This is a genomic window from Pseudovibrio denitrificans JCM 12308 (assembly GCF_001310815.1).
Lineage (GTDB): Bacteria > Pseudomonadota > Alphaproteobacteria > Rhizobiales > Stappiaceae > Pseudovibrio > Pseudovibrio denitrificans.
Genome location: NZ_BAZK01000022.1, coordinates 23,764 through 46,661 on the forward strand (window position 1 = coordinate 23,764; position 22,898 = coordinate 46,661).

At 51.8% G+C, this 22,898-nt stretch carries 22 protein-coding genes and 1 pseudogene; 14 read left to right on the forward strand and 9 right to left on the reverse strand.

The window, feature by feature from the left end:
- The first annotated feature begins 2 nt into the window (after nucleotides 1–2).
- Nucleotides 3–830 (forward strand): ParA family protein, encoded by an 828-nt coding sequence (locus tag JCM12308_RS22210; protein WP_008550276.1) that lies wholly within the window; start codon nucleotides 3–5, stop codon nucleotides 828–830.
- 107 nt (nucleotides 831–937) lie between these two features.
- Nucleotides 938–1,837, forward strand: a complete 900-nt coding sequence (locus tag JCM12308_RS22215; protein WP_008550316.1) for a ParB/RepB/Spo0J family partition protein — start codon at nucleotides 938–940, stop codon at nucleotides 1,835–1,837.
- Between the two features lie 124 nt (nucleotides 1,838–1,961).
- Here the strand turns inward: JCM12308_RS22215 and JCM12308_RS22220 are convergent, their stop codons facing one another.
- From JCM12308_RS22220 to leuS, 4 genes are all read right to left on the reverse strand, one after another.
- The gene (locus JCM12308_RS22220) at nucleotides 1,962–2,318 is read right to left on the reverse strand and encodes a hypothetical protein (RefSeq protein WP_054785118.1); all 357 of its coding nucleotides are present in this window, start codon (nucleotides 2,316–2,318) and stop codon (nucleotides 1,962–1,964) included.
- Nucleotides 2,319–2,396: 78 nt separating this feature from the next.
- Nucleotides 2,397–3,437: a DNA polymerase III subunit delta gene (holA, locus tag JCM12308_RS22225; protein WP_014283243.1), complete on the reverse strand. Its 1,041-nt coding sequence runs from the start codon at nucleotides 3,435–3,437 to the stop codon at nucleotides 2,397–2,399.
- A gap of 7 nt (nucleotides 3,438–3,444) precedes the next feature.
- Nucleotides 3,445–4,056 carry an LPS assembly lipoprotein LptE gene (gene lptE / locus JCM12308_RS22230; protein ID WP_054785119.1) on the reverse strand — a complete coding sequence of 204 codons (612 nt, stop codon included), beginning with the start codon at nucleotides 4,054–4,056 and terminating at the stop codon, nucleotides 3,445–3,447.
- Nucleotides 4,043–6,655 carry a leucine--tRNA ligase gene (gene leuS / locus JCM12308_RS22235; protein ID WP_054785120.1) on the reverse strand — a complete coding sequence of 871 codons (2,613 nt, stop codon included), beginning with the start codon at nucleotides 6,653–6,655 and terminating at the stop codon, nucleotides 4,043–4,045. The genes lptE and leuS overlap by 14 nt, the downstream gene beginning before the upstream one ends.
- A gap of 212 nt (nucleotides 6,656–6,867) precedes the next feature.
- Here leuS and JCM12308_RS22240 point away from each other — a divergent pair, with 212 nt between their 5' ends.
- On the forward strand, nucleotides 6,868–7,545 hold the full coding sequence (locus JCM12308_RS22240) for a YggS family pyridoxal phosphate-dependent enzyme (protein WP_054785155.1): 678 nt from the start codon (nucleotides 6,868–6,870) through the stop codon (nucleotides 7,543–7,545).
- Nucleotides 7,546–7,608: 63 nt separating this feature from the next.
- Here JCM12308_RS22240 and JCM12308_RS22245 read toward each other — a convergent pair whose 3' ends face one another.
- The 3 genes from JCM12308_RS22245 to JCM12308_RS30835 form a co-directional block, all read right to left on the reverse strand.
- A complete protein-coding gene (locus JCM12308_RS22245; RefSeq protein WP_054785121.1) occupies nucleotides 7,609–8,592 on the reverse strand; it encodes an alpha/beta hydrolase in 984 nt (327 codons plus the stop codon).
- Nucleotides 8,593–8,671: 79 nt separating this feature from the next.
- Entirely contained in the window at nucleotides 8,672–9,301 is a 630-nt protein-coding gene (locus tag JCM12308_RS30830) for an alpha/beta hydrolase (RefSeq protein ID WP_208978866.1), read from the reverse strand.
- A 91-nt stretch (nucleotides 9,302–9,392) separates the two neighbouring features.
- Complete coding sequence (locus JCM12308_RS30835) at nucleotides 9,393–9,668, reverse strand: hypothetical protein (protein ID WP_208978867.1); 276 nt, start codon at nucleotides 9,666–9,668, stop codon at nucleotides 9,393–9,395.
- A gap of 387 nt (nucleotides 9,669–10,055) precedes the next feature.
- Here JCM12308_RS30835 and ffh point away from each other — a divergent pair, with 387 nt between their 5' ends.
- The 11 genes from ffh (at nucleotide 10,056) to JCM12308_RS22305 (ending at nucleotide 20,224) form a co-directional block, all read left to right on the forward strand.
- Nucleotides 10,056–11,612: a signal recognition particle protein gene (ffh, locus tag JCM12308_RS22255; RefSeq protein ID WP_008550724.1), complete on the forward strand. Its 1,557-nt coding sequence runs from the start codon at nucleotides 10,056–10,058 to the stop codon at nucleotides 11,610–11,612.
- Entirely contained in the window at nucleotides 11,613–11,930 is a 318-nt protein-coding gene (locus JCM12308_RS22260; RefSeq protein WP_014283236.1) for a chorismate mutase, read from the forward strand. It begins immediately after the preceding gene.
- 21 nt (nucleotides 11,931–11,951) lie between these two features.
- Nucleotides 11,952–12,344, forward strand: a complete 393-nt coding sequence (gene rpsP / locus JCM12308_RS22265; protein ID WP_008550428.1) for a 30S ribosomal protein S16 — start codon at nucleotides 11,952–11,954, stop codon at nucleotides 12,342–12,344.
- 36 nt (nucleotides 12,345–12,380) lie between these two features.
- Nucleotides 12,381–12,917 (forward strand): ribosome maturation factor RimM, encoded by a 537-nt coding sequence (gene rimM, locus JCM12308_RS22270; RefSeq protein WP_054785122.1) that lies wholly within the window; start codon nucleotides 12,381–12,383, stop codon nucleotides 12,915–12,917.
- A 126-nt stretch (nucleotides 12,918–13,043) separates the two neighbouring features.
- Nucleotides 13,044–13,748, forward strand: coding sequence for a tRNA (guanosine(37)-N1)-methyltransferase TrmD (gene trmD, locus JCM12308_RS22275; protein ID WP_054785123.1), 705 nt, complete (start codon nucleotides 13,044–13,046; stop codon nucleotides 13,746–13,748).
- A 201-nt stretch (nucleotides 13,749–13,949) separates the two neighbouring features.
- Entirely contained in the window at nucleotides 13,950–14,411 is a 462-nt protein-coding gene (rplS, locus tag JCM12308_RS22280) for a 50S ribosomal protein L19 (RefSeq protein WP_041767793.1), read from the forward strand.
- 845 nt (nucleotides 14,412–15,256) lie between these two features.
- Nucleotides 15,257–16,117 (forward strand): metallophosphoesterase, encoded by an 861-nt coding sequence (locus JCM12308_RS22285; RefSeq protein ID WP_054785124.1) that lies wholly within the window; start codon nucleotides 15,257–15,259, stop codon nucleotides 16,115–16,117.
- 304 nt (nucleotides 16,118–16,421) lie between these two features.
- The gene (gene leuC / locus JCM12308_RS22290) at nucleotides 16,422–17,828 is read left to right on the forward strand and encodes a 3-isopropylmalate dehydratase large subunit (RefSeq protein WP_054785125.1); all 1,407 of its coding nucleotides are present in this window, start codon (nucleotides 16,422–16,424) and stop codon (nucleotides 17,826–17,828) included.
- A gap of 223 nt (nucleotides 17,829–18,051) precedes the next feature.
- The gene (locus JCM12308_RS22295) at nucleotides 18,052–18,657 is read left to right on the forward strand and encodes an HNH endonuclease (RefSeq protein ID WP_054785126.1); all 606 of its coding nucleotides are present in this window, start codon (nucleotides 18,052–18,054) and stop codon (nucleotides 18,655–18,657) included.
- A 111-nt stretch (nucleotides 18,658–18,768) separates the two neighbouring features.
- Nucleotides 18,769–19,758 (forward strand): pilus assembly protein TadG-related protein, encoded by a 990-nt coding sequence (locus JCM12308_RS22300; protein ID WP_164845347.1) that lies wholly within the window; start codon nucleotides 18,769–18,771, stop codon nucleotides 19,756–19,758.
- A 31-nt stretch (nucleotides 19,759–19,789) separates the two neighbouring features.
- The gene (locus JCM12308_RS22305) at nucleotides 19,790–20,224 is read left to right on the forward strand and encodes a hypothetical protein (RefSeq protein ID WP_054785128.1); all 435 of its coding nucleotides are present in this window, start codon (nucleotides 19,790–19,792) and stop codon (nucleotides 20,222–20,224) included.
- Between the two features lie 77 nt (nucleotides 20,225–20,301).
- On the opposite strand, the pseudogene acs reads toward JCM12308_RS22305, so the two are convergent.
- Nucleotides 20,302–22,249: pseudogene (gene acs, locus JCM12308_RS22310) on the reverse strand (acetate--CoA ligase).
- A 176-nt stretch (nucleotides 22,250–22,425) separates the two neighbouring features.
- Nucleotides 22,426–22,824, reverse strand: coding sequence for a DUF1761 domain-containing protein (locus JCM12308_RS22315; RefSeq protein ID WP_083416806.1), 399 nt, complete (start codon nucleotides 22,822–22,824; stop codon nucleotides 22,426–22,428).
- Nucleotides 22,825–22,898: the final 74 nt, after the last annotated feature.

A 22,898-nucleotide genomic window follows, 5' to 3' on the forward strand; every position in this document is an offset into this window, starting at 1 on the left:
GGATGAGCTTACTGCCGCAATCTCCTCGCGTCTTGACTATCGCTAACCAGAAGGGTGGCGTAGGCAAAACGACAACAGCCATTAATCTTGGCACCGCACTTGCCGCGATTGGCGAGCGTGTCCTGATTATTGACCTTGATCCGCAGGGCAATGCCTCGACTGGTCTTGGTATTGATCGTGTCGATCGCGAGTATTCCACCTATGATGTTTTGAGCGGAGATTCCACGCTTGAGCAGACTGTTCTTGAAACAGCTGTTCCGCGCTTATGGATCGCTCCATCAACGATGGATTTGCTTGGGGTAGAGCTGGAGATTTCATCCGCACCTGATCGTACATTCCGTCTTCGCAACGCGATTTCTGGTATGGCACAGGCTGCTGAAATGGGTAGAGCGCAGGGGTATTCCTACGTGTTGGTGGACTGTCCACCATCTCTAAACCTGTTAACTATCAATGCCTTGGCAGCATCTCACAGCATTTTGGTGCCGTTGCAGTGCGAATTCTTTGCTCTGGAAGGTCTCAGCCAGCTGCTGAGCACTGTTGAGCAGGTGAAACAGTCTCTGAACCCAGAGCTGAGCATCCACGGTATTGTGCTGACCATGTATGACAGCCGTAACAACCTCTCCAGTCAGGTTGTGCAGGACGTGCGCGAAACCATGGGTGATGCGGTTTATGAAACTGTGATCCCACGGAACGTTCGCGTTTCTGAGGCTCCATCTTATGGTAAGCCAGCTTTGCTTTATGATTTGAAGTGTTCCGGTTCGCAGGCTTATTTACGACTCGCTTCCGAAATTATTCAGCGCGAGCGTGACATGCGGATGGCGGCTGCCTGATCTGGCTGTCGCTTCTTAAAGACAAGAGTTTTGTTATTTGACCCGCAACCGTGCGGGAAGGGGCTGCCGACTCCGACGCTCCAAGAATGTGAATAGGTGGAATTGAAATGGCGAAAACTGAGGAAGCAGGGCGAACCAATAAGCGACTAGGGCGCGGCCTTGCAACGCTGTTGGGTGACGTAAACTCAGAGCCAGTTGTCTCCACACCAGAACGTAACCGTGATGTGCGCAAGGTGCCGATTGAGTACCTGCAGCCAAACCCACGTAACCCTCGGAAATCATTCGTAGAAGATGATCTCAATAACCTGACCGAATCCGTTCGTGAAAAGGGGATTGTGCAGCCAATTCTGGTGCGTCCTCGTCCGAACAAGCCAGGTCATTTTGAGATCATTGCTGGTGAACGTCGTTGGCGTGCTGCTCAGAAAGCTGGTCTCCATGAGGCGCCTGTTGTTATCCGTGAGGTGACTGATCAGGAAGCGCTTGAGCTCGCGATCATCGAAAACGTGCAGCGTGCGGACCTGAACCCGATCGAAGAAGCGCTGGGTTACGATCAGCTGATCGAAGAATTCTCTTACAGTCAGGTTGAGCTTTCCAAGGTTATCGGCAAGAGCCGCAGCCATGTGGCGAATACGCTGCGTCTGCTGAAACTGCCAAACTCAGTGAAGGATTATCTAGCTGAAGGCCTTCTCACCGCTGGTCATGCGCGTGCGCTGATCACCGCAGAAGATCCTGCTGCTTTGGCTGAGCTTATCGTGGAGAAGGGGCTCACTGTTCGTGATGCAGAACGCCTGGCTCAGAACCCGGATCTGTTCCAGAAGAAAGAAGCCGCTCCGAAGCCTGAAAAGGATGCGGATACACGGGCTCTGGAGAAGCGTCTGACAGACGGTTTGGGTCTTAAGGTGGCTATCGCTCACAAGACCGAAAAGGGCACTGGTGAGCTTAAGATCAAGTACAAGAACGTTGAGCAGCTTGACGAAGTCTGTCGCTTGCTGGGCATTCAGAACTAACTGATCTCATTTCCAGAATTAACAAAAGGCCGCGTCTCTTAACTGAGGCTCGGCCTTTTGGATTCGGATATGAAACTGAATTAGATTCGGAAGAGAAACAAACTACAAACAGCAGGAACCTGACTTAGGCTGACAGCAGTTTCTGGATTCGTGCGCTGACTTCTGCTCTCTTCTTTTCTGCCATAGTACGGCGGCCGAACATCAGAGCGAGGCAGATGAAGTACCAGCGGAACACCCAATAGGCGAGGATGAGAAGACTTGGGAGGCCGATAACGAGGTTCACGGCAGAACCTGCGGTCGGGAAGTTCTCCATCATATAGCCGAGCACAAGCCCGAGGCTGATCAGTGGCGGGAAGATCCAGACCCACAGAGAGGCAGCTCCAAAGAGGGAAAGCTGAGGGCGGAGAAGGGCGAAGTTGATGGCCCAGAGTTCATGCTGGGTGAACTTCAGGGCGACCCATAGCACGTATGATTTAAGCATGACGTTTTAGCCTGCGATTTCGCTTGGTGCGAATATTGTTGTTCTTAAGAGGAAGGTGGAAAGCCACCTTCCTGGTGTTTAGCGGCGTCGGTTTGAGGCCTTTGCAACCTGAGCAATTGCCAGCAGCGTGTGTGAGACGATTGCAGTTGAGAGGTTTGCATTAAAGCGTGCTTCTTTGACTGCGTCATTGAGACGGATCAGCGCGCGTTCAAGGAAATCCTCGTTCCAGATCTCAACCTGCCGGACAATCTTAGAGCGGCGCTTCCAGAAGATTGGTGGGCGGATGCCACCGATAACATCTTCTACAGCAATGCGTTGATTGGCTTTTAGGCGGCATAGGTGCAGCATTTGGAAATGTCTGAGGGCTTGAGAGGCAATAACGCCGACGTCCATCCCTGAGGCTGACAGGCGCTCCAGGCCATGGTCCAGCGTGACGGTGTCACCCAAAGCGGCAGCATCGATCAACTCATCCATGGCGAATGCGGAGGCATCACCGATGATCTCTTCGACATGGTGGACCTCAATGCGATTGTCATTCATCGCGTAGAGGCAGAGCTTTTTGAGCTCACCGCGGCTGGCAATGCGGTCTGCGCCCAACAAAGTGTGAAGCGCCATACGGGCTTCCTTGCTGATTTGCAGGCCCGCTGAGAGGGTTTCTTCATCAATCAGACGATCTACATCGCGCGCAGTGTCTGCGAAGCAGGGGATCGCCACAGCGGTTTTGCTGGCTTCGATCTTCTTGCGCAGGCCTGAGGTCTTTTTCAAGTCTCCGGCTTCGATGACGATGAAGGCCGTAAAGTCGTTGTTTTTCAGAAGAGGTTCGACTGCAGGAAGCACGCTCTTGGTGCCGTTTTCACGCACCCAGATTGTCCGCCGGCCACCAAAGAGAGGAATGGTGAGGGCTTCGTCTACAAGGCGACTGGGGTCTGCAGCGATGTCAGCAGCGTCGAGTTTAACTTGTGAGAATGGATCATCATTCTCAGCTGCTGCTTTTGAGATGAGGGCTTGTGCCCGCTCGTTCACCAACCCGGTGTCTGGTCCATAAACAAGGATGAGGTTTACAGAGTCTGGCGGGTTGGCGATGTACCGGTCAATTTCAGCAGCTTTGAGGGCTACCATAGTGGTCCTATTCTACAGGCTCGACTGGATGCGTTGCGAAGAAGCTTGCGATGCGGGTGTTGATGTCTGCAGCGACAACCTTGGCAGCGCGGTCTTCAGCGTCTCTTTCAGCTCTCAGGTTTGCAAAACGCTGACTGGAGAAGTCAAAGGATGCAGAGGCAAAAGAGCGACCAGTGTAGAGCGTGCGATCGCTCTGGATGTCAGAGAGAACGAAGCTGGTGTTGATGGTGATGTTGTATGCGGTTGGCACGTCGGCCAGCTGCTCAACACCCACCTCAGCGCGGCGTCTGTCACTCAGGATTTCCAGGCGGTACTTTGGAGGCAATGCATCACCACCACGGGTGAATGCGAAAATCAGCTGATTACGCAGAACCTGGTTGATGCGCTTGATGGATCCTGAGTCTCCATAGGAAGGAAAGTTCAGAGAAACTGCCGCCATTTGCGCCTGGACGGTCTGTGTCTGTTCCGTGCCATCGCTGGTGAGCGTTGGGCTTACCCCGTAAAGCGGGCGGAACTGGCAGCCAGAAAGAAGAAGGGCGCCTGCAACAATTGTTGCCCCGCCGAGTAGAACCCGGCGGGAAGGGCGACCTGATTTAGCAGGGCGATCAAACAACGACATTTACAATCCTCTGAGGTACCACGATGATTTTACGTGGGGCCTTGCCGTCCAGAGCCTTCTGAACAGCCTCATGAGCCAGAGTAGCTTCTTCTACCTGCTCTTTGGAAGAGTCTCTTGCTACAGAAAGCTCACCTTTTTTCTTGCCGTTGATTTGAATCGGAAGCGTAATGGTGTTTTCTACCAGCAGATCTTCTTCCAGAACTGGCCAGTTTGATGTGGATACCAGCCCTTCGTTGCCGAGCATGGACCAGCATTCCTCAGAAAGGTGAGGTGTGATTGGTTCCATGAGCTGCAGAATGAAGCCAGCTGCTTCGCGCAGAGCAAAAGCCATATCTGGTTTGCTGAGGTCTGCCTGAAGCGCTTTGCTGATTGCGTTGGTGAACTCATAAAGACGAGCAACAGCGCGGTTGAAGCCGAGGCCGTCAAAGTCCTTGGTGATCGCCGCCAGAGTTTTGTGAGAGACACGGCGCAGAGCAACCGCTTCGTCGCTGAACTCAGCAGGACGGGCAGTGTTTGCTTCGGTCTTCTCAGCGACTTCACCGATGATGCGCCATACGCGTTGTACGTGACGCCATGCACCGATTACGCCATCTTCAGTCCAGATGATGTCACGCTCTGGCGGGCTGTCAGAGAGCACGAAGAGACGTGCGGTGTCAGCGCCGTAGGTGTCGATGATGTCGGTTGGGTCAACAACGTTCTTCTTCGACTTGGACATCTTCTCGATGGAACCGATGGTGACTGGTGCGCCGGTTTCTGCGTGAACCGCTTTTCTATCGCCTTCGGTGCTGATGATGTTGATTTCAGCTGGAGTGACCCATTTGCCATCTGCGTCTTTGTAGGTCTCGTGGTTCACCATTCCCTGTGTGAAGAGGCCTTTGAATGGCTCTTTCACGTCCAGATGCTTGGTGATCTGCATGGCACGAGCAAAGAAGCGGGAGTAGAGCAGGTGCAGGATCGCGTGTTCAATACCGCCGATGTACTGATCGACTGGCAGCCATTCGGAAGCAACCTTTGGATCGGTTGGGTTGCTGTTCTTCGGATCGGTGAAGCGTGCGAAGTACCAGGAGGAATCCACGAAGGTGTCCATGGTATCGGTTTCACGCTGAGCGTCCTTGCCACAGCATGGGCATTTCACATCACGCCATGTTGGGTGACGATCCAGCGGGTTGCCCGGACGGTCGAAGGTGACATCTTCCGGCAGAACGATTGGCAGGCTTTCTTTTGGCGCAGGCTGAACACCACAGTCATCACAGTGGATGACAGGGATCGGACAACCCCAGTAACGCTGACGGGAGATACCCCAGTCGCGCAGACGGTAGTTGGTCTCGCGGTGAGCCTGTTGCTTGCCTTTAACTTCCTGCGCTTCCAGCTTGTCAGAAACAGCGTTCTTCGCATCTTCGATGGACATGCCGTTCATGAAGTCGGAGTTAAAGATGGAACCTTCGCCAGTGTAAGCTTCTGTACCAACTTCGAAAGTTGCTGCATCTTCGCCTGCTGGCAGCACAACTGCTTTCACTGGCAGCTTGTACTTGTGAGCAAAGTCCAGATCGCGCTGGTCGTGTGCAGGACATGCGAAGATCGCGCCTGTGCCGTAGTCCATCAGGATGAAGTTTGCCACGTAAACTGGCAGTTCCCAAGATGGATCCAGTGGATGCTTCACGCGCAGGCCAGTGTCAAAGCCAAGCTTTTCTGCGGTTTCAATTGCTTCAGCTGTGGTGCCGATACGGCGACATTCAGCAATGAACTCCTGCAGTTCTGCGTTGTCTTCAGCCAGTTTCTGCGTGATCGGATGATCTGGAGACAGGCCCATAAAGGACGCGCCGTACAGCGTATCCGGACGGGTGGTGAAGATCTCCAGAGTTTCGTCGCCGGTTGGAGCGGTTTCAGTGAACTCGAAGTTGACCTTCAGACCAACTGACTTGCCGATCCAGTTCTTCTGCATGAGACGAACTTTTTCAGGCCATTCGGTCAGTGTGTCGATTGCTTCCAACAGCTCTTCAGAATGATCAGAGATCTTGAAGAACCACTGGGTCAGGTCTTTCTGCTCAACAACTGCGCCGGAGCGCCAGCCTTTGCCGTCGATCACCTGTTCGTTTGCCAGAACGGTCATATCGACCGGATCCCAGTTTACCTTCGCGTTTTTGCGGTAAACCAAGCCAGCTTCCAGGAAGTCCAGGAACAGCGCCTGCTGCTGTGCGTAGTAGCTTTCATCGCAGGTTGCGAACTCGCGGCTCCAGTCAAAAGACAGGCCGATTGTCTTCAGCTGACCGCGCATTGCTGCGATGTTGTCGTAAGTCCAGCCCTTTGGGTGCACCTTCTTTTCAGCTGCTGCGTTTTCTGCAGGCATGCCGAATGCATCCCAGCCCATTGGGTGCAGAACGTTGAAGCCGCGTGCGCGTTTGAAACGTGCAACCACGTCACCCATGGAATAGTTGCGGACGTGCCCCATGTGTAGACGACCGGATGGGTAAGGGAACATCTCTAGTACGTAGTACTTCTCGCGCGGATCATCGTTGTCCGTCTCGAAGATCTTCTTTTCGTCCCATACTTTTTGCCAGCGCGCTTCCGTAGCGCGTGCATTATACCTATCCGTAGCCATTTATTCCGCCGTGTGTTTGATTTTTGCCTTGAACAAGCAAATTAGGTTTGCTCGGACTGTCACCAGAAATTGCCAGTTTGGTCAAGCGGTAGACAGAGGAAAAACCGAGAAGATTTGTCAGAAATTTCTCAATGAAGTGCAACTACTCTTGCTTTTGGACCTTAGGGAGCGCATTTCATGTCTCGAATATGGATTTTTCGCTGGAGTTAGGAATGAGCGACGCTGCTGCACTTCGCCTTAAAGAGGTCAAGGAAAACATCGGGAAAGCAGAGACGGATGCTGAGCGTCCGGATGGTTCTGTGACTTTGATTGCAGTTTCAAAAACCTTTGAAGCTTCAGCGATTAAGCCGGTTCTGGAAGCTGGTCAGCGCGTGTTTGGTGAAAACCGTGTGCAGGAAGCTATGGGCAAATGGCCGGGACTTCGTGAAGAGTTTGACGGTGTTGAGCTGCATCTGATTGGCCCGCTGCAATCCAATAAGGCCAAAGAAGCTATCCAGACGTTCGACGTTATCCATACTGTGGATCGCGATAAAATCGCTAAAGCGTTGAAAGCTGAGATGGATAAGCAAGGCAAGACGCCAAAGCTGTTCATTCAGGTTAATACCGGGGAAGAAGACCAGAAGGCTGGCATTCCTCCAAAGGAAGCGGATGCGTTTATCGCGAAATGCCGTGATGAGTATGGGCTGGAGATTGAAGGCCTGATGTGCATTCCACCTGTTGATGAAGCGCCGGGTATGCATTTCGCGTTGCTTGAGAAAATCGCAAAGCGAAACGGCCTTGAGAAGCTCTCTATGGGCATGTCTTCTGACTACCCAATCGCTGTGCAGCATGGCGCGACACACGTGCGTGTTGGCTCCGCCGTGTTTGGCGCGCGCGATTATTCGCAGTAAGTTTTTCTGAGAGTTTTGAATTTGGAACGGGCGAGGGACTTCTCGCCCGTTTTGCTTTTTGGCTTAGAGCAGTTGGTCGCTTAGCCACTGAACTGTGGTTGAGACCACAAGGTCGTTGTTCTGCGGGCTGATGATATCGCCTGCGATGACGTGGTTGTTGTCATCCCCTGAGCTTTCGATGAGCAGGCGCTGTTTTGGGGCGCCCCATTTGTCATAGGCGACATTGGTTAGCGCTGCGTCGATGGTTTCGTCTTTCTCGCTGTAGATGAACAGAGCAGGGATGCTGGCCTTCGCTGGGTCTTGCTCCTGCAGAACAGAGATCGCGGTTGCCATTGGCAGCAGGGCTACGCTTGGATAGCTGATGGTCCAGCCCATCTGCTCTTCCTTGGAAGGCGCTTTTGAGGATGAACGGGTTTTGCCAATGATCAGAGGTACATAGTGCCGCGCATACGGCATATCGAGCAGGAAGCCGCCGGCAGCTTTGACGCCGAAGTTTGGCGAGACGAACACCATCGCGGCGATGTCCTCTTTCAGAGGATGGTCCTGCATAGCCAGCCATGCTGCCAATGAGCCGCCTGTTGAGGTGGACATGATGATTGTCTTTTCGCCAATGCGGCGGCCAATCTCAACGGCCTCTGCCAGATCATTGATCCAGTCGTTCAATGTGGCCTCTGCCATTGCATCGCCGGAACGTCCGTGACCAGTCAGGCGGGTGTAGAAGAGATTGGCACCCATCTCATTGGCAACGCGGTCCGGAACCGGGCGGATTTCGTGTTTGCTGGCGGAAAAGCCATGGATGTAAATGATTGAAAGCGGCGTTTTGCTGTTCTTCTCGCCATTGAACCAGATGATTTCCTTGGCGGTGTCAGCGCGGATATCCTGAAATTTGGCTTCGTTGTCTGACAGATACAATTCGAGATCGTCACCCATAATTTCGGGCTTGAAGGTGATCTCTGTATCGCGTGGTTCTCTTGGGCCTACCATGAAGGCAATTGTGCCACCGACGAGCAAAATCAGCACTACAAAAATAAAATAACGAAATAGCATATGGGGTGCCTTTGTTCCTTAACGGCACCAGCATATTCCAGCTTGGGTTGAAATATCAAATCAGAGCACTTTGAAGGTGTTACTGCGAGTAGATTGTGGGCACGCCCAGAGAGCCCAGCCATTCGATGATACCGTTGGAAACCAGCAGATTATTTTCGGGATTGGTGATGTCGCCTGCGATGACATGATGGTTGCCCGAAGATTCTGTGATGAGAAGGCGATGCTTTGGAGCGCCCCAGTTATCAAAGAATCTTGCTGTGGCTTTCTCATATGAGGTTTCATCGCGAATATCGTAGATGAACATGGTGGGAATGGTTGCGTTTGCAGCATCCAGACTGCCAACCAGTTTGACTGTTTCAGCAAGAGGCAGCAGGGCGGTTGATGGGTAGGCGTTGGTCCATGCGTAGATTTCTTCAAAGTTGGCATTGGGGTCCGCAACACGGTACTTGCCCACAATGATGGGCGTATAGAACTCTGCGAGTGGATATGTGAGCAGGGAGGTTCCTGCTGCGGCTAGCTCAAAGACCGGAGACACCAGCACGATGGCTTCAATGTCTTCTTTGAGCGCGTGGTCTGTCAGATCCGTCCAGGCGGATAGTGTTCCGCCGAAGGAGGTGCTGATCATGATGACTTTGTTGCCAATGGCCTTTGCGATTGCCAGAGCTTCTGCCAGCGCATTGAAGTAGTCATCAACTCCGGGCTCTCCCATTGCGGCTGGTGTGCGGGCGTGGCCGGGCAAGCGTGTGTAATAGAGATTGGCCTGAATGGAACTGGCGACCAGATCCGGGACGGGTCTGATTTCATCCTTGCTGGCGGAGAAGCGTGAATGTAGACGACGGCGTAGTCGGTTTTGGCTTTGGTATCCGGGTTCTGCCAGATGATTTGCTTCTCCAATCCCGGCTTAATATCCTTAAACCGGCTTTCCACCCGCGCGATGTAGCTTCCGGGTCTTCGCCAATGTCGCTTGGGTTGAAGGTTATGGAGGGAGAAATATAGGTGTTGGCCCAGTAGACCAGAAACCCGGCGATCAGGATGATAAGAGACAACAAAAACAGATACTTATTTCTAAACAGCATCGTTACATCGCCTCTTTTTTCGCTGATTGAGTGCCAGCCTGACCGGAAACGGAGTGTGTCTGTCAGTTTTCCTTTTTATCCAAGCTTATACAATCTCTAGGAAATGGCAGTTTTGCTTGACTCGGCACCTGCTTTCTCGTAGATACCCGAGTTAACTCCTTCGATTTGAATTCTGGAGCCACTGACTGGGACCCGAAAAGGTATAAAGAGATCCCAGAGGTCAACACCCGACAGCGCGATGCGCCCTCGGGTGATTTTTTGCTATGTGCACTTGGTTTGGCATGGCAAATTGACTGCGGTGACACCAAATTCATTGAGGAACGAGTGTACAGCGCCGAGGAGTTTTCTTTAGGTGCTTGTGCCGAAACGAGATTTTAAAGGAACGACATGTTCGATAATCTGTCAGATCGCCTAGGCGGTATTCTAGATAAGCTCACAAAACGTGGTGCGCTTTCTGAATCCGATGTTAGTGAAGCGCTGCGCGAAGTCCGCCGCGCGCTCATCGAGGCTGATGTGGCGTTGCCGATCGTGCGTTCTTTCACCGATAAGGTGAAGCATCGCGCTGTTGGTGCAGAGGTTGTTAAGTCCATTAAGCCGGGTCAGATGGTCGTCAAGATCGTTCATGACCAGCTGGTGGAGATGCTGGGTGAGGAATCTCATCCGATCGACCTGAATGCCCCGGCTCCGGTCTGTATCATGATGGTTGGTCTGCAGGGTGCAGGTAAAACCACTGCAACCGGCAAGATTGCACGTCGTCTGACACAGCGCGACAAGCGCAAAGTTTTGATGGCTTCTCTTGATACGCGCCGTCCGGCAGCGCAGGAGCAGCTGAAAGTTCTGGGTGAACAGAACGAAATCGACACACTTCCTATCATTGAAGGGCAGCAGCCAGTTGATATCGCCAAGCGCGCGCTGAACGCAGCGAAGCTGGGCGGTTATGACGTTGTCATGCTCGATACCGCAGGTCGCGGCCACATTGATGAGCCTCTCATGGTGGAAATGGAGCAGATTAAAGCTGCATCCAACCCGCATGAAGTTCTGCTTGTTGCCGATGCTCTGACTGGTCAGGATGCTGTTAATCTGGCGAAGAGCTTTGATGAGCGTTGCTCCATCACAGGTATCATGCTGACCCGTATGGATGGTGATGGTCGCGGTGGTGCGGCTCTTTCCATGCGTGCTGTAACCGGCAAGCCGATCAAGCTGATTGGTACCGGTGAAAAGTCCGATGCTCTTGAAGACTTCCATCCAAAGCGTATTGCTGATCGCATCCTCGGCATGGGTGACATTGTCTCCCTCGTTGAAAAGGCTGCTGAAGCGATTGATGCGGAAAAAGCCGCAGAGATGGCTCGGAAGATGCAGAAGGGTCACTTTGACCTGAACGATCTTTCTGAACAGCTGAAGCAGATGGAAAAGATGGGCGGAATGTCCGGCATGATGGGCATGCTTCCGGGTGTTGGCAAAATGAAGAAGCAGCTTGCTGCAGCCAACCTTGATGAGAACATGTTCAAGCGCCAGATGGCGATCATCTCTTCCATGACTGCGCAGGAACGTGCGAAGCCTGACCTGCTGAAAGCAAGCCGCAAGAAGCGTATTGCTGCGGGTTCTGGTGTACAGGTTGCTGAAGTTAATAAGCTTTTGAAAATGCACCGCCAGATGGCCGACATGATGAAGGCCATGGGTAAGGGCAAAGGCAAGGGTATGCTTGGCAAGATGATGGGCGCCATGGGTGGCGGCATGCCAGGCATGGGCGGCGGAATGCCGAACATTGACCCTAAAGCGCTGGAGCAGATGGCTAAGTCTGGTCAGCTGCCAGGCGGCATGGAATTGCCTAAAGGATTACCGGGTGGTGGGCTTCCCGGGGGATTGCCAGGTGCTGGTGGCCCTAAATTGCCCGGTCTTGGTGGAGCGCCTGGTTTGCCAGGGCTTGGCAAGGGGAAAAAGTAATTGAGCGAGATCGATAAGACAGAAGAAGCCAAGGTGATCCTTGGTGGACTTCGTTCCAGCATCGACAACATTGACGCTGCTCTGGTGCATATGTTGGCTGAACGGTTTCGCTGCACACAGGCTGTTGGGGAGCTGAAAGCGACCCATGGTCTTCCACCGGCTGACCCGGCCCGTGAAAAACTTCAGATTGAGCGTCTGCGCCGTTTAGCGGCCGAGGCCAATCTTGATCCTGACTTTGCTGAAAAGTTCCTGAACTTCATCGTGAAGGAAGTCATTCGGCATCATGAAGCTATTGCTGCTGAACACAGCACAGACTGAATACCTAGGAGTAACTAAACAATGGCTACAAAAATTCGCCTGGCACGCGGTGGTGCTAAAAAGCGTCCTTTCTACCGCATCGTTATCGCAGACGTTCGTTCCCCACGTGACGGCCGTTTCATTGAAGTTGTAGGTCGCTACAACCCAATGCTGCCAAAAGACGCTGAAAACCGCGTTGAACTGAACGAAGAGCGCATCAAGCACTGGCTCGGTCACGGCGCGAAGCCAACCGACCGCGTACACCGCTTCCTGGACGCAGCTGGCCTGCTGAAGCGTGAGCCACGCAACAACCCTAACAAAGCAAAACTCGGCAAGAAAGCTCAGGAACGTCTTGACGAGAAACTTGCTGCAGAAGCTGAAGCAAAAGCAGCTGCTGAAGAAGCAGCGGCAGAAGCAGCAGAAGCTTCCGAATAAGATAAGCATACCCGATCTGATAAGGAGACGCCGGCTATGGCAAACAAGCCTGAAGACCGCATTCTAATGGCTCAGATCGGGGCTGCTCACGGCATACGTGGAGAAGTGCGGGTCAAACCATTTGGTGATGACCCGCTTTCTTTTGGCGATTACGGCAAGCTTGAAAGCGAAGACGGCAGTCGCAAATTTAAAGTGAAGCGGGCACGCGTGCAGAAAAACGTGGTGGTGACCAAGTTTGAAGGCGTGAATGACCGCAACGAAGCTGAAGCTCTGAATGGGTTGAAGCTTTATATACCTCGTGAGCGTCTTCCTGAAACGGAAGATGAGGATGAATTCTACCACTCTGACCTTATCGGCCTGAAGGCGCTTGATGAGAATAAAGAGCAGATTGGTACAGTTCTGGCTCTTCTGGACTTTGGTGCTGGCGATCTCATCGAAATCGCACCTAAGAGCGGCAAATCTCTGTTGTTCCCGTTCACCAAAGCAGTTGTTCCTGTCATCAACCTTAAAGAAGGCTTCGTGGAAGTTCATGCTCCAGAAGGCTTTTACGAGGAAGGTGAGAAAGAACCGTAAGACGGTTCAGAGCCTTCCTAACTGGTTGGCATATATCCCGATACGCAGGACGAGCTGAGATCATTACGGTGATTTTTGCTCGTTTTGCATTTAGACCATTCCATTGATTGCTGAAGCAGGACCACCATGAGCTTTCGTGCATCCATTTTGACACTGTATCCTGAGATGTTTCCGGGAAATCTGGGTATGAGCATGTCCGGGCGTGCGATGGAGCGTGGGGATTGGTCTCTGGATGCGAAGAACATTCGTGACTATGCCACCGATAAACATCGCTCCGTGGATGACACGCCAGCAGGCGGCGGCGCCGGTATGGTTCTGCGTCCGGATATTCTTGGCAAAGCGATTGATGATGTAACGGAAGAAGGTGATACCCGCCCACGTCTGCTCATGAGCCCGCGGGGCAAGCCGTTTACTCAGGCAAAAGCGCGAGAGTTGGCTGATGGACCGGGTGTTATTATCGTCTGCGGTCGCTTTGAGGGTGTGGACGAGCGTGTGATTGAAGGCCGTCAACTCGAAGAAGTTTCCATTGGCGACTACATCCTTTCTGGCGGTGAAGTGGCTGCACATGTGGTTTTAGACAGTATTGTGCGCCTGATTCCAGGTGTGATGGGCAATAAAGAGAGTGGTGAAACCGAAAGCTTTGAGAATGGCTTATTGGAACATCCGCATTACACGCGCCCGGTAGATTTTGAGGGCCGAGAGATTCCTGCTGTTCTTAAAAGCGGCAATCATAAACTGATTGATCAGTGGCGATTGGAGATCTCTGAAAAGATTACTGAAGAACGTCGCCCAGACCTCTGGCAGGAATACTTAAAAAATAGCCGTGGATAGGCTGTTTTCTACACTTTTTTCATGACAAACATAGAAAAATCGGCTAAACCCGCGCCGACTGGAGTGGATTCTGTCTGGCGTTTACCGTTAGGGTCTTAGTTCCACTTCACTTCCCGGCATAATGCCAAGGTTTGGTGAATACGTACCGGTGGCTGGACCATTAGGGACGCTCTGACCAATTGTATAATGGAAGAAACTGCCATGAATATCATTGAGCAGCTCAACGCCGAAGAAATGGCGCGCATCGAAGAGAAGCGTACGCTTCCTGAGTTCTCTCCAGGTGACACCGTACGTGTTCTCGTACGCGTTACTGAAGGTACTCGTACTCGTGTGCAGGCTTATGAAGGCGTTTGCATCGCACGCTCCGGCGGCGGCATCAACGAAAGCTTCACCGTTCGTAAGATCTCTTACGGCGAAGGTGTAGAGCGTGTATTCCCAATCTACAGCCCAATGGTTGAAGGTGTGGAAGTTGTACGTCGCGGTAAAGTCCGTCGTGCGAAGCTTTACTACCTGCGTGAGCGTCGCGGTAAATCCGCACGTATCGTTGAAGCAACCAACGTACGCGCAAAGCGCCTTAACGAAGAAGCTCGTGCTGCTGCTGCTGAAGCAAAAGCTGCAAAAGCTGCTGAAAAGGCTGCTGAAGCTAAAGGTGCTGAAGAGTAAGATTTACTCTCGGACCTTACTGGTTTCAAAAACCCCGCTGAGAAATCGGCGGGGTTTTTTGCGTTTAAGGCCGGGTCTTTTGCTCTTGGGTTTTGTTGTTTGATTGGTCTTGGGTTCAGTCGCTTGCGGTGTCATCCCGGGCGAAGCCCTGCGTAGACCCGGGATCCATAACCCCGGTGCCGGAGAATGATCGAAGGCTCAGTTAAATAGTAAGGCTTGGGAGTATGGGTCCCGGCTCAAAGGCCGGGATGATACCGAGGAGTGATGGCTACTTGCCTCAAAAACTTATCCCCCTGGCTTGAAAACATGCCCATACTAAAGCCATGCCTGCGCATTCGGGCAGCTGGCGGAGCGTCCGTCGGTACGGTGTGGGCAGGGCGGGGCTATCTGAAGACTTAACGCATCTTCAGGCGGGTCCGTGGAGGTTCCCCTTTCGCCAACAGTGTTGAGGGATAGCGGATGTCCGGCCAAACCAACGGGCGCCAACACTGAGCGTTGAGGCTTTCCAACAGCTGCAACGCTTCCAAGTGTCTTTTGGAGCTTGGCTTTAGCCTCCTGCAAAAACGTCCGGGCAAGGCGTGTAGTCGATGCCGAAGAATTAGTTTCAATAAGTAGCGCAGGTATTGCCTGCCGCCTTGCTCGTCCCGATAATCGGGAACTCCAGCTTCACCACTGCATGGGATGCCATGTGGTGCTATTGGTGTTTCTAATAGTCTTCCACCAACTGTTTGCAGAAAACTTCACGTAGTTTTTGGGGAGGCAGGCGAGGTGTCTGTCAGAATACAATTAATCAACGTGGGTTAAGCTGGTTTTGGTTGATGGCTGAGCAGGGGATTTGAAACAGAATGGTGATTGCACTCATCATCCTTTTCGTCGTGTTACTCGGCATCTATGCCGTTTTCGTTGAGCCTTGGCTCCCTCCTAAAATCACGCGGCATAAAGTTGTTGTCTCTCCTGATGCTCTTGGCCAGAAACCTTTGCGGGTTGTTGTGCTGACTGACCTACATGCCTGCTGGCCATGGATGCGGCCAGAGCGGATTAAGCGCATCGTTGAGCGTGCGAACAGTCTGGAGCCTGATCTCATTACGCTTTTGGGTGATTTTCACACTGCCATGCATCCTCCCTTTGCAAAACCGTTGGCTGCAGCTGCCGATTGGGCACAGCCTATGGAGCGTTTAAAGGCCCCTCTGGGCGTGTTTGGTGTGCTGGGCAATCACGATTGGCTGGAAGGTGGTGAGGAAGCCAGAGAGGCGCTGGAAGCCTTCGGTGTGACTGTTCTCGAGAATAAGGCACAGCGCGTGTCGACACGTGGGAACTCCCATGTCTGGATTATCGGGTTGGATGATCAGTATGGAGAAGCCTGTCAGCTGCATGGCAAAGGCCGACGCGATGATCTTGAGGTGGCCTTAAGTCAGGTTGAAGATGACACCGCCCCGCGGATTTTGCTCGCCCATGAGCCGGATATCTTTCTGAAAGCTAAGAAATCCGTAGATTTGACATTGAGTGGGCATACGCATGGGGGGCAGGTTCGCCTGCCGTTTATTGGTGCTTTGACAATACCATCGCGTCTGGACCGGAAGTACGCGAAGGGCGCTTTCGAGGAAAATGGAAGCACTCTCATTGTGAGCAGCGGTCTGGGATGTTCCGGACTTCCCATTCGATTTATGTGCCCACCTGAACTTTTGCTCATAGAAATATATGCTTAGATCGCAATGTATTGCGGTGATGTGATGGACCCTTTGAAGGCCTTCAATTTGCTATGATTACCTCCTGGTCTTGAGAGAATCTCAAGGCAAAGAAGCTTGATATTTTGGCGATCTGAGAGGATTAATAGAGCCAGTATAGCGGAGGCTTCTGTTGTGACGCCTTTGCATTTTCAAGATTTATGCGGCCGCAGAGAGCTGCAGGTAAAAAGTGAATGATCCTGTTTTCTCGGATCTTGAGCGCTTGGTAGGTGCGATCAGAACTGCGAGAAAAACAAGGATTAGTCGTTTCCAGGAGACAAGCGCAATGTCGCAGGCCAAAACTCTTTACGATAAGATCTGGGACCACCACGTGGTCAGCACGCAAGAAGACGGAACTTGCCTGCTTTACATTGACCGCCACCTGGTACACGAAGTTACAAGCCCGCAGGCGTTTGAAGGCCTGCGCATGGCTGGCCGTCAGGTTCGTCACCCTAAGCGTACACTGGCTGTTGTTGACCACAACGTTCCAACCACTGACCGTTCCAAGGGCATCGATGATCCTGAGAGCGCGCTGCAGGTTCAGACACTGGCAGACAATGCTGCTGAGTTTGGCGTTGAGTACTACTCCGAGCTCGACCAGCGTCAGGGCGTTGTGCACATTGTTGGACCGGAGCAGGGCTTTACACTGCCAGGCATGACCATCGTTTGTGGTGACAGTCATACGTCCACACACGGTGCATTCGGTTCTCTGGCGCACGGTATCGGTACTTCTGAAGTGGAGCACGTTCTGGCAACTCAGACGCTGATCCAGAAGAAGGCGAAAAACCTGCGTGTGACCGTAAATGGTCAGCTGCCTGAAGGTGTTACCGCGAAAGATATCGTTCTGGCGATCATCGGCGAGCTGGGCACTGCTGGTGGTACTGGCTACGTGATCGAATATGCTGGTGAGGCAATCCGTGGTCTTTCCATGGAAGGTCGCATGACCGTTTGTAACATGTCTATTGAGGCTGGCGCACGTGCTGGTCTGATTGCTCCGGATGAGAAGACCTACGAGTACCTGAAGGGTCGTCCGAAGTCTCCAAAAGGCGCTGCATGGGAGCAGGCTGTTTCTTATTGGGAAACTCTGTTCACCGACGAGAATGCTGAGTTTGATAAGGAAATCGTTCTGGACGCGGCAAACCTGCCTCCAATCGTAACCTGGGGCTCTTCTCCTGAAGATGTTGCATCAGTGACTGGCGTTGTTCCTAACCCAGCTGACATTGAAGACGAAACTCGTCGTGCTTCCAAAGAGCGTGCTCTGGAGTACATGGGCGTTGAAGCGGGTCAGAAGATCACCGACATCAAGATTGATCGTGTGTTTGTTGGCTCCTGTACCAATGGCCGCATCGAAGATCTACGCGAAGCTGCAGCGGTTGTTAAGGGCAAGAAGGTTGCTGACACTGTGAGCGCGATGATCGTACCGGGTTCTGGTCTGGTGAAAGCGCAGGCGGAAGCGGAAGGTCTGGATGAGATCTTCAAGGATGCAGGCTTTGAATGGCGTGAGCCGGGCTGCTCCATGTGTCTGGCGATGAACGCTGACAAGCTGAAGCCGGGTGAGCGTTGTGCTTCTACATCGAACCGTAACTTCGAAGGCCGTCAGGGCTTCAAAGGCCGTACGCACCTCGTTTCTCCAGGCATGGCTGCCGCAGCGGCGATCGCAGGTCACTTTGTTGACGTGCGCGACTGGAAGTAATCACTGCTAAGAATTCAAAGAGAAGCGGGAGTAGGCGACTATTCCCGCTTTTTTTATTTGCAGGATTGGCTGCGGCCTGATGGATTCTGCCGAGCTAAGCCTCTGATCTGCTTACGCTCTGTCTGAGCGGGTAGATACCGTGTTTTGATTTCCTTAGGGTAAGAGGCAGTGTCAGACTTCACATAGCTGTCATTTGGGGCCTACAATATCACAGCATCTCAAGATGATTTCCGTTTGGTACTCTAAGCCAGGCGAAACTCCGGAGTATGTTGTGAACGCAGTCGTTTCAGAAGGCGCTTTCCCAGCGCTTGTATTGAATGCAGATTATCGACCTCTCTCTTACTATCCCCTGTCACTCTGGGGGTGGCAGGAAGCGGTGAAGGCTGTGTTTTTGGATCGGGTGAACATCGTCTCAGAGTATGATCAGGTTGTCCGCAGCCCAAGCTTCGAGTTCCAGCTCCCAAGCGTTGTGGCGCTCAAGTCATTTGTCGAGACTGAGAGAAATCCGGCCTTTACGCGGTTTAACGTGTTTTTGAGAGATAAGTTCCAGTGCCAGTATTGCGGATCTGAGAGAGATCTGACGTTTGACCACCTTATCCCTCGTAGCAAAGGGGGACTGACGACATGGGATAACGTCATAACAGCTTGTTCGCCGTGTAACTTGCGGAAAGCGAATAAATCTTGGCAAGAAATGAACATGCGCCCTATGCAAATGCCATTCATCCCACGCGTTCAGGACTTGCATAACAACGGCCGCTTGTTCCCACCAAACTACCTCCACGAAAGCTGGCTGGATTTCCTTTACTGGGACAGCGAACTGGAACCGTGATTGCAGTTAATGTTTTGTTAGCCATCCGCCTCAAAACTTTCGATAAAGTTGAGTGATTAATACCCGCGATACCTCCCTTAGATTATGCTAGGCATAATTACATGGGCGTCGATGGTGGGCATCACGATGGGTTACTTCAAGCAATTCTCCGATCTATTTAAGAAGTTCAATCGCTCCGAAGATGGAGTGGTTGCAGTGCTTGTGGCCGTTCTTATGGTTCTGATGATCGTCTTTGCCGGAATGGCCATTGATTTTGGCATGGGCTTCAACACTCGAAGAGCAGTAAACCAAGCTTTGGATGCAGCTGTGCTGGCTGTGGCTAATAAGCTTTCGACGACTGATATGAGTAAAGCCGAAGTTCAAGCAATGATTGAAGAGTACTTTGAAGCGAACATCAAAGACTCTATTGGCGAAGATGTTGAAGTAACAAAACCTATAGTTAAATATGAGATTGGTGGAGATACTATTTCCGCTAGTGCGTCAGCAAAGCTAAGTAATAGCTTTTCTCCAATGATCGGGCTCTTAACAGGTGGGAGTAGTGATGAAACCAGCGATCTCGCAGTTGGTAGTAGCTCAACTGCAAGATTCCCAAGAAGCAATGTAGAGGTTTCAGTAATTGTCGATGTAACCGGATCGATGAGATCGCACATTGGTGCGCTTAAAAGAGCTTCAACTAGTTTGCTTAATGCTCTACTGCCTGAGGATACTGACATTGCAAAGAGTCGCATCCGTGTCTCTTTTATTCCGTATAGCAATGGTGTGAAGCTAGATAATACACTTGCAGAAAAAGCAACGTTTGATGTTAGCTATTATGGTTGTGTTCATGAACGCATCATGAACCAAGCTACTACCGAAGTTCCTCATGATTTCGAAGACGATGAAGGTAACACAGATTATATTGGGTCTGGCTATAGTTACTGTCCTCGAAATGCAAAGATAGTTCCTCTCACAGCCGATAGGACTAAGATTGAGAGTTCGATTAGACAGCTGTCAGCAGGAGGGGGTACTGGCAGGTCAAATCGGGATTGCTTGGGGTTGGTACACCATCTCTCCAAGATGGTCGAGTTTTTGGCCGACAAACAGCAAGCCTCTTTCATATGACACACCTAATATTCGAAAATATGCAGTGTTTATGACTGATGGCGATTTCAACGTGCATTATCGCGATAATTATAACTATGATCGTGTCGAGCGTGCACGTGAAGAAAAAATTGCTGAGAAAAAGCGTAATGGCACTTGGACGGAAGGTCCCAATCCTGACGGTTCAAACAAGTTTACAAGGGATGAGCATGAGTTTTTCGCCAATAAGATAGATTGGAGGTACTCATCATCATATGGAGAGTACGGCACTTCATCTGCTAGAGCGAAAGAAATTTGTAAGAATATGAAGGACAAAAATATCACTGTATATTCTGTTCATTTCGGAAGCTCTTATGCCGCCAAGCGAGTGATGGAGTCTTGTGCAACAAGCAGCAGTACTTTCTATAAAGCTGACAATGAGAGTGAGTTGATCCAAGCGTTTGAAAAGATTGCAAACGATATTAAAAATATCTATCTGTCTCAGTAAAATTTTATGCTCATTCAGCAACGAAAACCCCGCCAGATCGGCGGGGTTTTGTGTTTTCAGTCTTCTATCTGACCAACCTAAACCGTTTCGGCTCGGTTTTGGCGGTTGTCGATTAGGTCGCCGACTACTGTTGGGTCGGCGAGGGTTGAGGTGTCGCCGAGGTTTTCGAAGCTGTCCTCTGCGATTTTGCGGAGGATGCGGCGCATGATTTTACCGCTTCGGGTTTTTGGCAGGCTAGGAGCGAACTGAATGAGGTCAGGGGATGCGATTGGGCCGATTTCGGCGCGAACGTGCTTCACCAGTTTTTTCTTCAGTTCTTCGGACGGCTCAAGGCCTTCCATGAGGGTTACATAAGCGTAGATGCCCTGACCCTTCACGTCGTGTGGGTAGCCCACTACAGCGGCTTCTGAGACGTCTGGGTGGGCAACGAGGGCGCTTTCTACTTCTGCGGTGCCCATGCGGTGGCCGGAAACGTTGATTACGTCATCCACGCGGCCTGTGATCCAGTAATAACCGTCTTCGTCACGGCGGCAGCCGTCACCTGTGAAGTACAAGCCTTTGTAAGTTGCGAAGTAGGTCTGAACGAAGCGCTCGTGGTCTCCGTAAACCGTACGCATCTGACCCGGCCAGCTGTCTGTGATGACGAGGTTGCCCTCGGTGGCGCCTTCCTGGAAGTTGCTTCTGCATCAACGATTGCAGGCTGGATACCAAAGAATGGGCGGGTTGCAGAGCCTGGTTTGAGGTCTGTTGCGCCCGGCAGTGGTGTGATCAGGATGCCACCGGTTTCTGTCTGCCACCATGTGTCGACGATTGGGCAGCGTTGCTCGCCAACCACGTTGTGGTACCACATCCATGCTTCCGGATTGATTGGTTCACCAACGGACCCAAGAATGCGGAGTGATTTGCGGGATGTGTTGGTGACGTGCTCATCGCCAGCACCCATCAATGCGCGAATTGCAGTTGGGGCAGTGTAGAAGATGTTTACGTTGTGTTTGTCACAAACTTCCCAGAAGCGACCTGCGGTTGGGTAGGTTGGCACACCTTCGAACATCAGGGTTGTGGCGCCGTTTGCTAGTGGGCCGTAGAGGATGTAGCTGTGGCCTGTGACCCAGCCAACGTCAGCTGTACACCAGTAGACTTCGCCCGGATGATAGTCGAAGACGTATTGGTGCGTCATTGATGCGTAGACGAGGTAACCGCCTGAGGTATGCATGACGCCTTTTGGCTGACCTGTGGAGCCGGAAGTGTAGAGGATGAAGAGCGGGTCTTCAGCATTCATTTCTGCTGGTGGGCAGTCTGCGGAGACTTTTTCGATCTCTTCGTGGTACCAAAGGTCACGGCCTTCAGTCATGTTGATGTTGCCACCGGTGCGCTTTACGACGAACACTTTGTCGACGTTGCCGCATTTCTCGATCGCACGGTCGGTATTTTCCTTCAGTGGCACGGTTCTGCCACCACGAACGCCTTCGTCGGCGGTGATTACGAAGCGAGAGGAACAGTCTTCAATACGGCCTGCGAGACTATCTGGTGAGAAGCCGCCGAAAACAACGGAATGCACGGCGCCGATACGGGCACAGGCGAGCATTGCGTAGGCTGCTTCAGGGATCATTGGCATGTAGACGGTGACGCGGTCACCTTTTTTGACGCCATTGGTCAGCAAGACGTTTGCGAAGCGGTTTACGGCGTCAGAAAGCTGCTTATAGGTGATGGTTTTGCTTTGATCCGGCTCATCACCCTCCCAGATGATTGCAGCTGGTCGCCGCGTTCTGCCAGATGACGGTCAATACAGTTTGCTGCTACGTTCAGCGTGCCGTCTTCAAACCATTTGATGGAAACATTGTGATAGTCGTAGGAGGTGTTTTTGACGGTTGTGTAGGGCTTGATCCAATCAATCCGCTTTCCGTGTTCCCCCCAGAATCCGTCGGGATCTTCAACGGACTTGTTGTACATCTCCAAGTACTGCTCATTGTTGAGCAGGGCGTTTTCGGCAATCTCAGCCGGTACTGGATACACATCACCAGTCATGGTCAATCTCCCCATTTCCTCCACGGGTAATCACATACCCAACTCCTGTGGCGTATTATGGGCAGCTGCCGTTGGGGCGTCTAGCGCTTATGCTTCGAACTTTCGTAGGTCCCGTTCTCTCTAGGTTCGTTTGACCTACGAAAATTCAGCAATAGGCGATTGGTCGAAGTGTTGTTTTATCCGGAAATCAGAGCGTAAACAGCGCCTTGAACCATGAGAACGCCAAGCCAATGGCCAGCGTCGATAAAGGTCAGCATCCATGAAGCGCGTTGAAACTTGTGATTGACGATAAGGCCAGTCAGAACAAATCCGCCCCAAATCACGATAGCTGCAGTGATGCCGCTGATGATGGTGACTGATCCTGAATAAACGAGAATTCCGGCCAGTACGAAGGCCATGATCATCTCGCAGAGAAATGTGACGACGTAGGTAGATGGCGACATCTGAACATCTTCTTCAGAGATGCCGACAGCTTTCATCCATGAATATGAAAGTACATAGTACCAAATAGAACCGAAAATATATGAGGCGATTCCAGCGGCAAGCACACCCGGTAAGTAAATTCCTTCAATCATATCAATACACCTTGTATAAGATATGGTGTGCACATGATTTAGTATTTCTTATCTGGGAAATGTATTGAAAATAT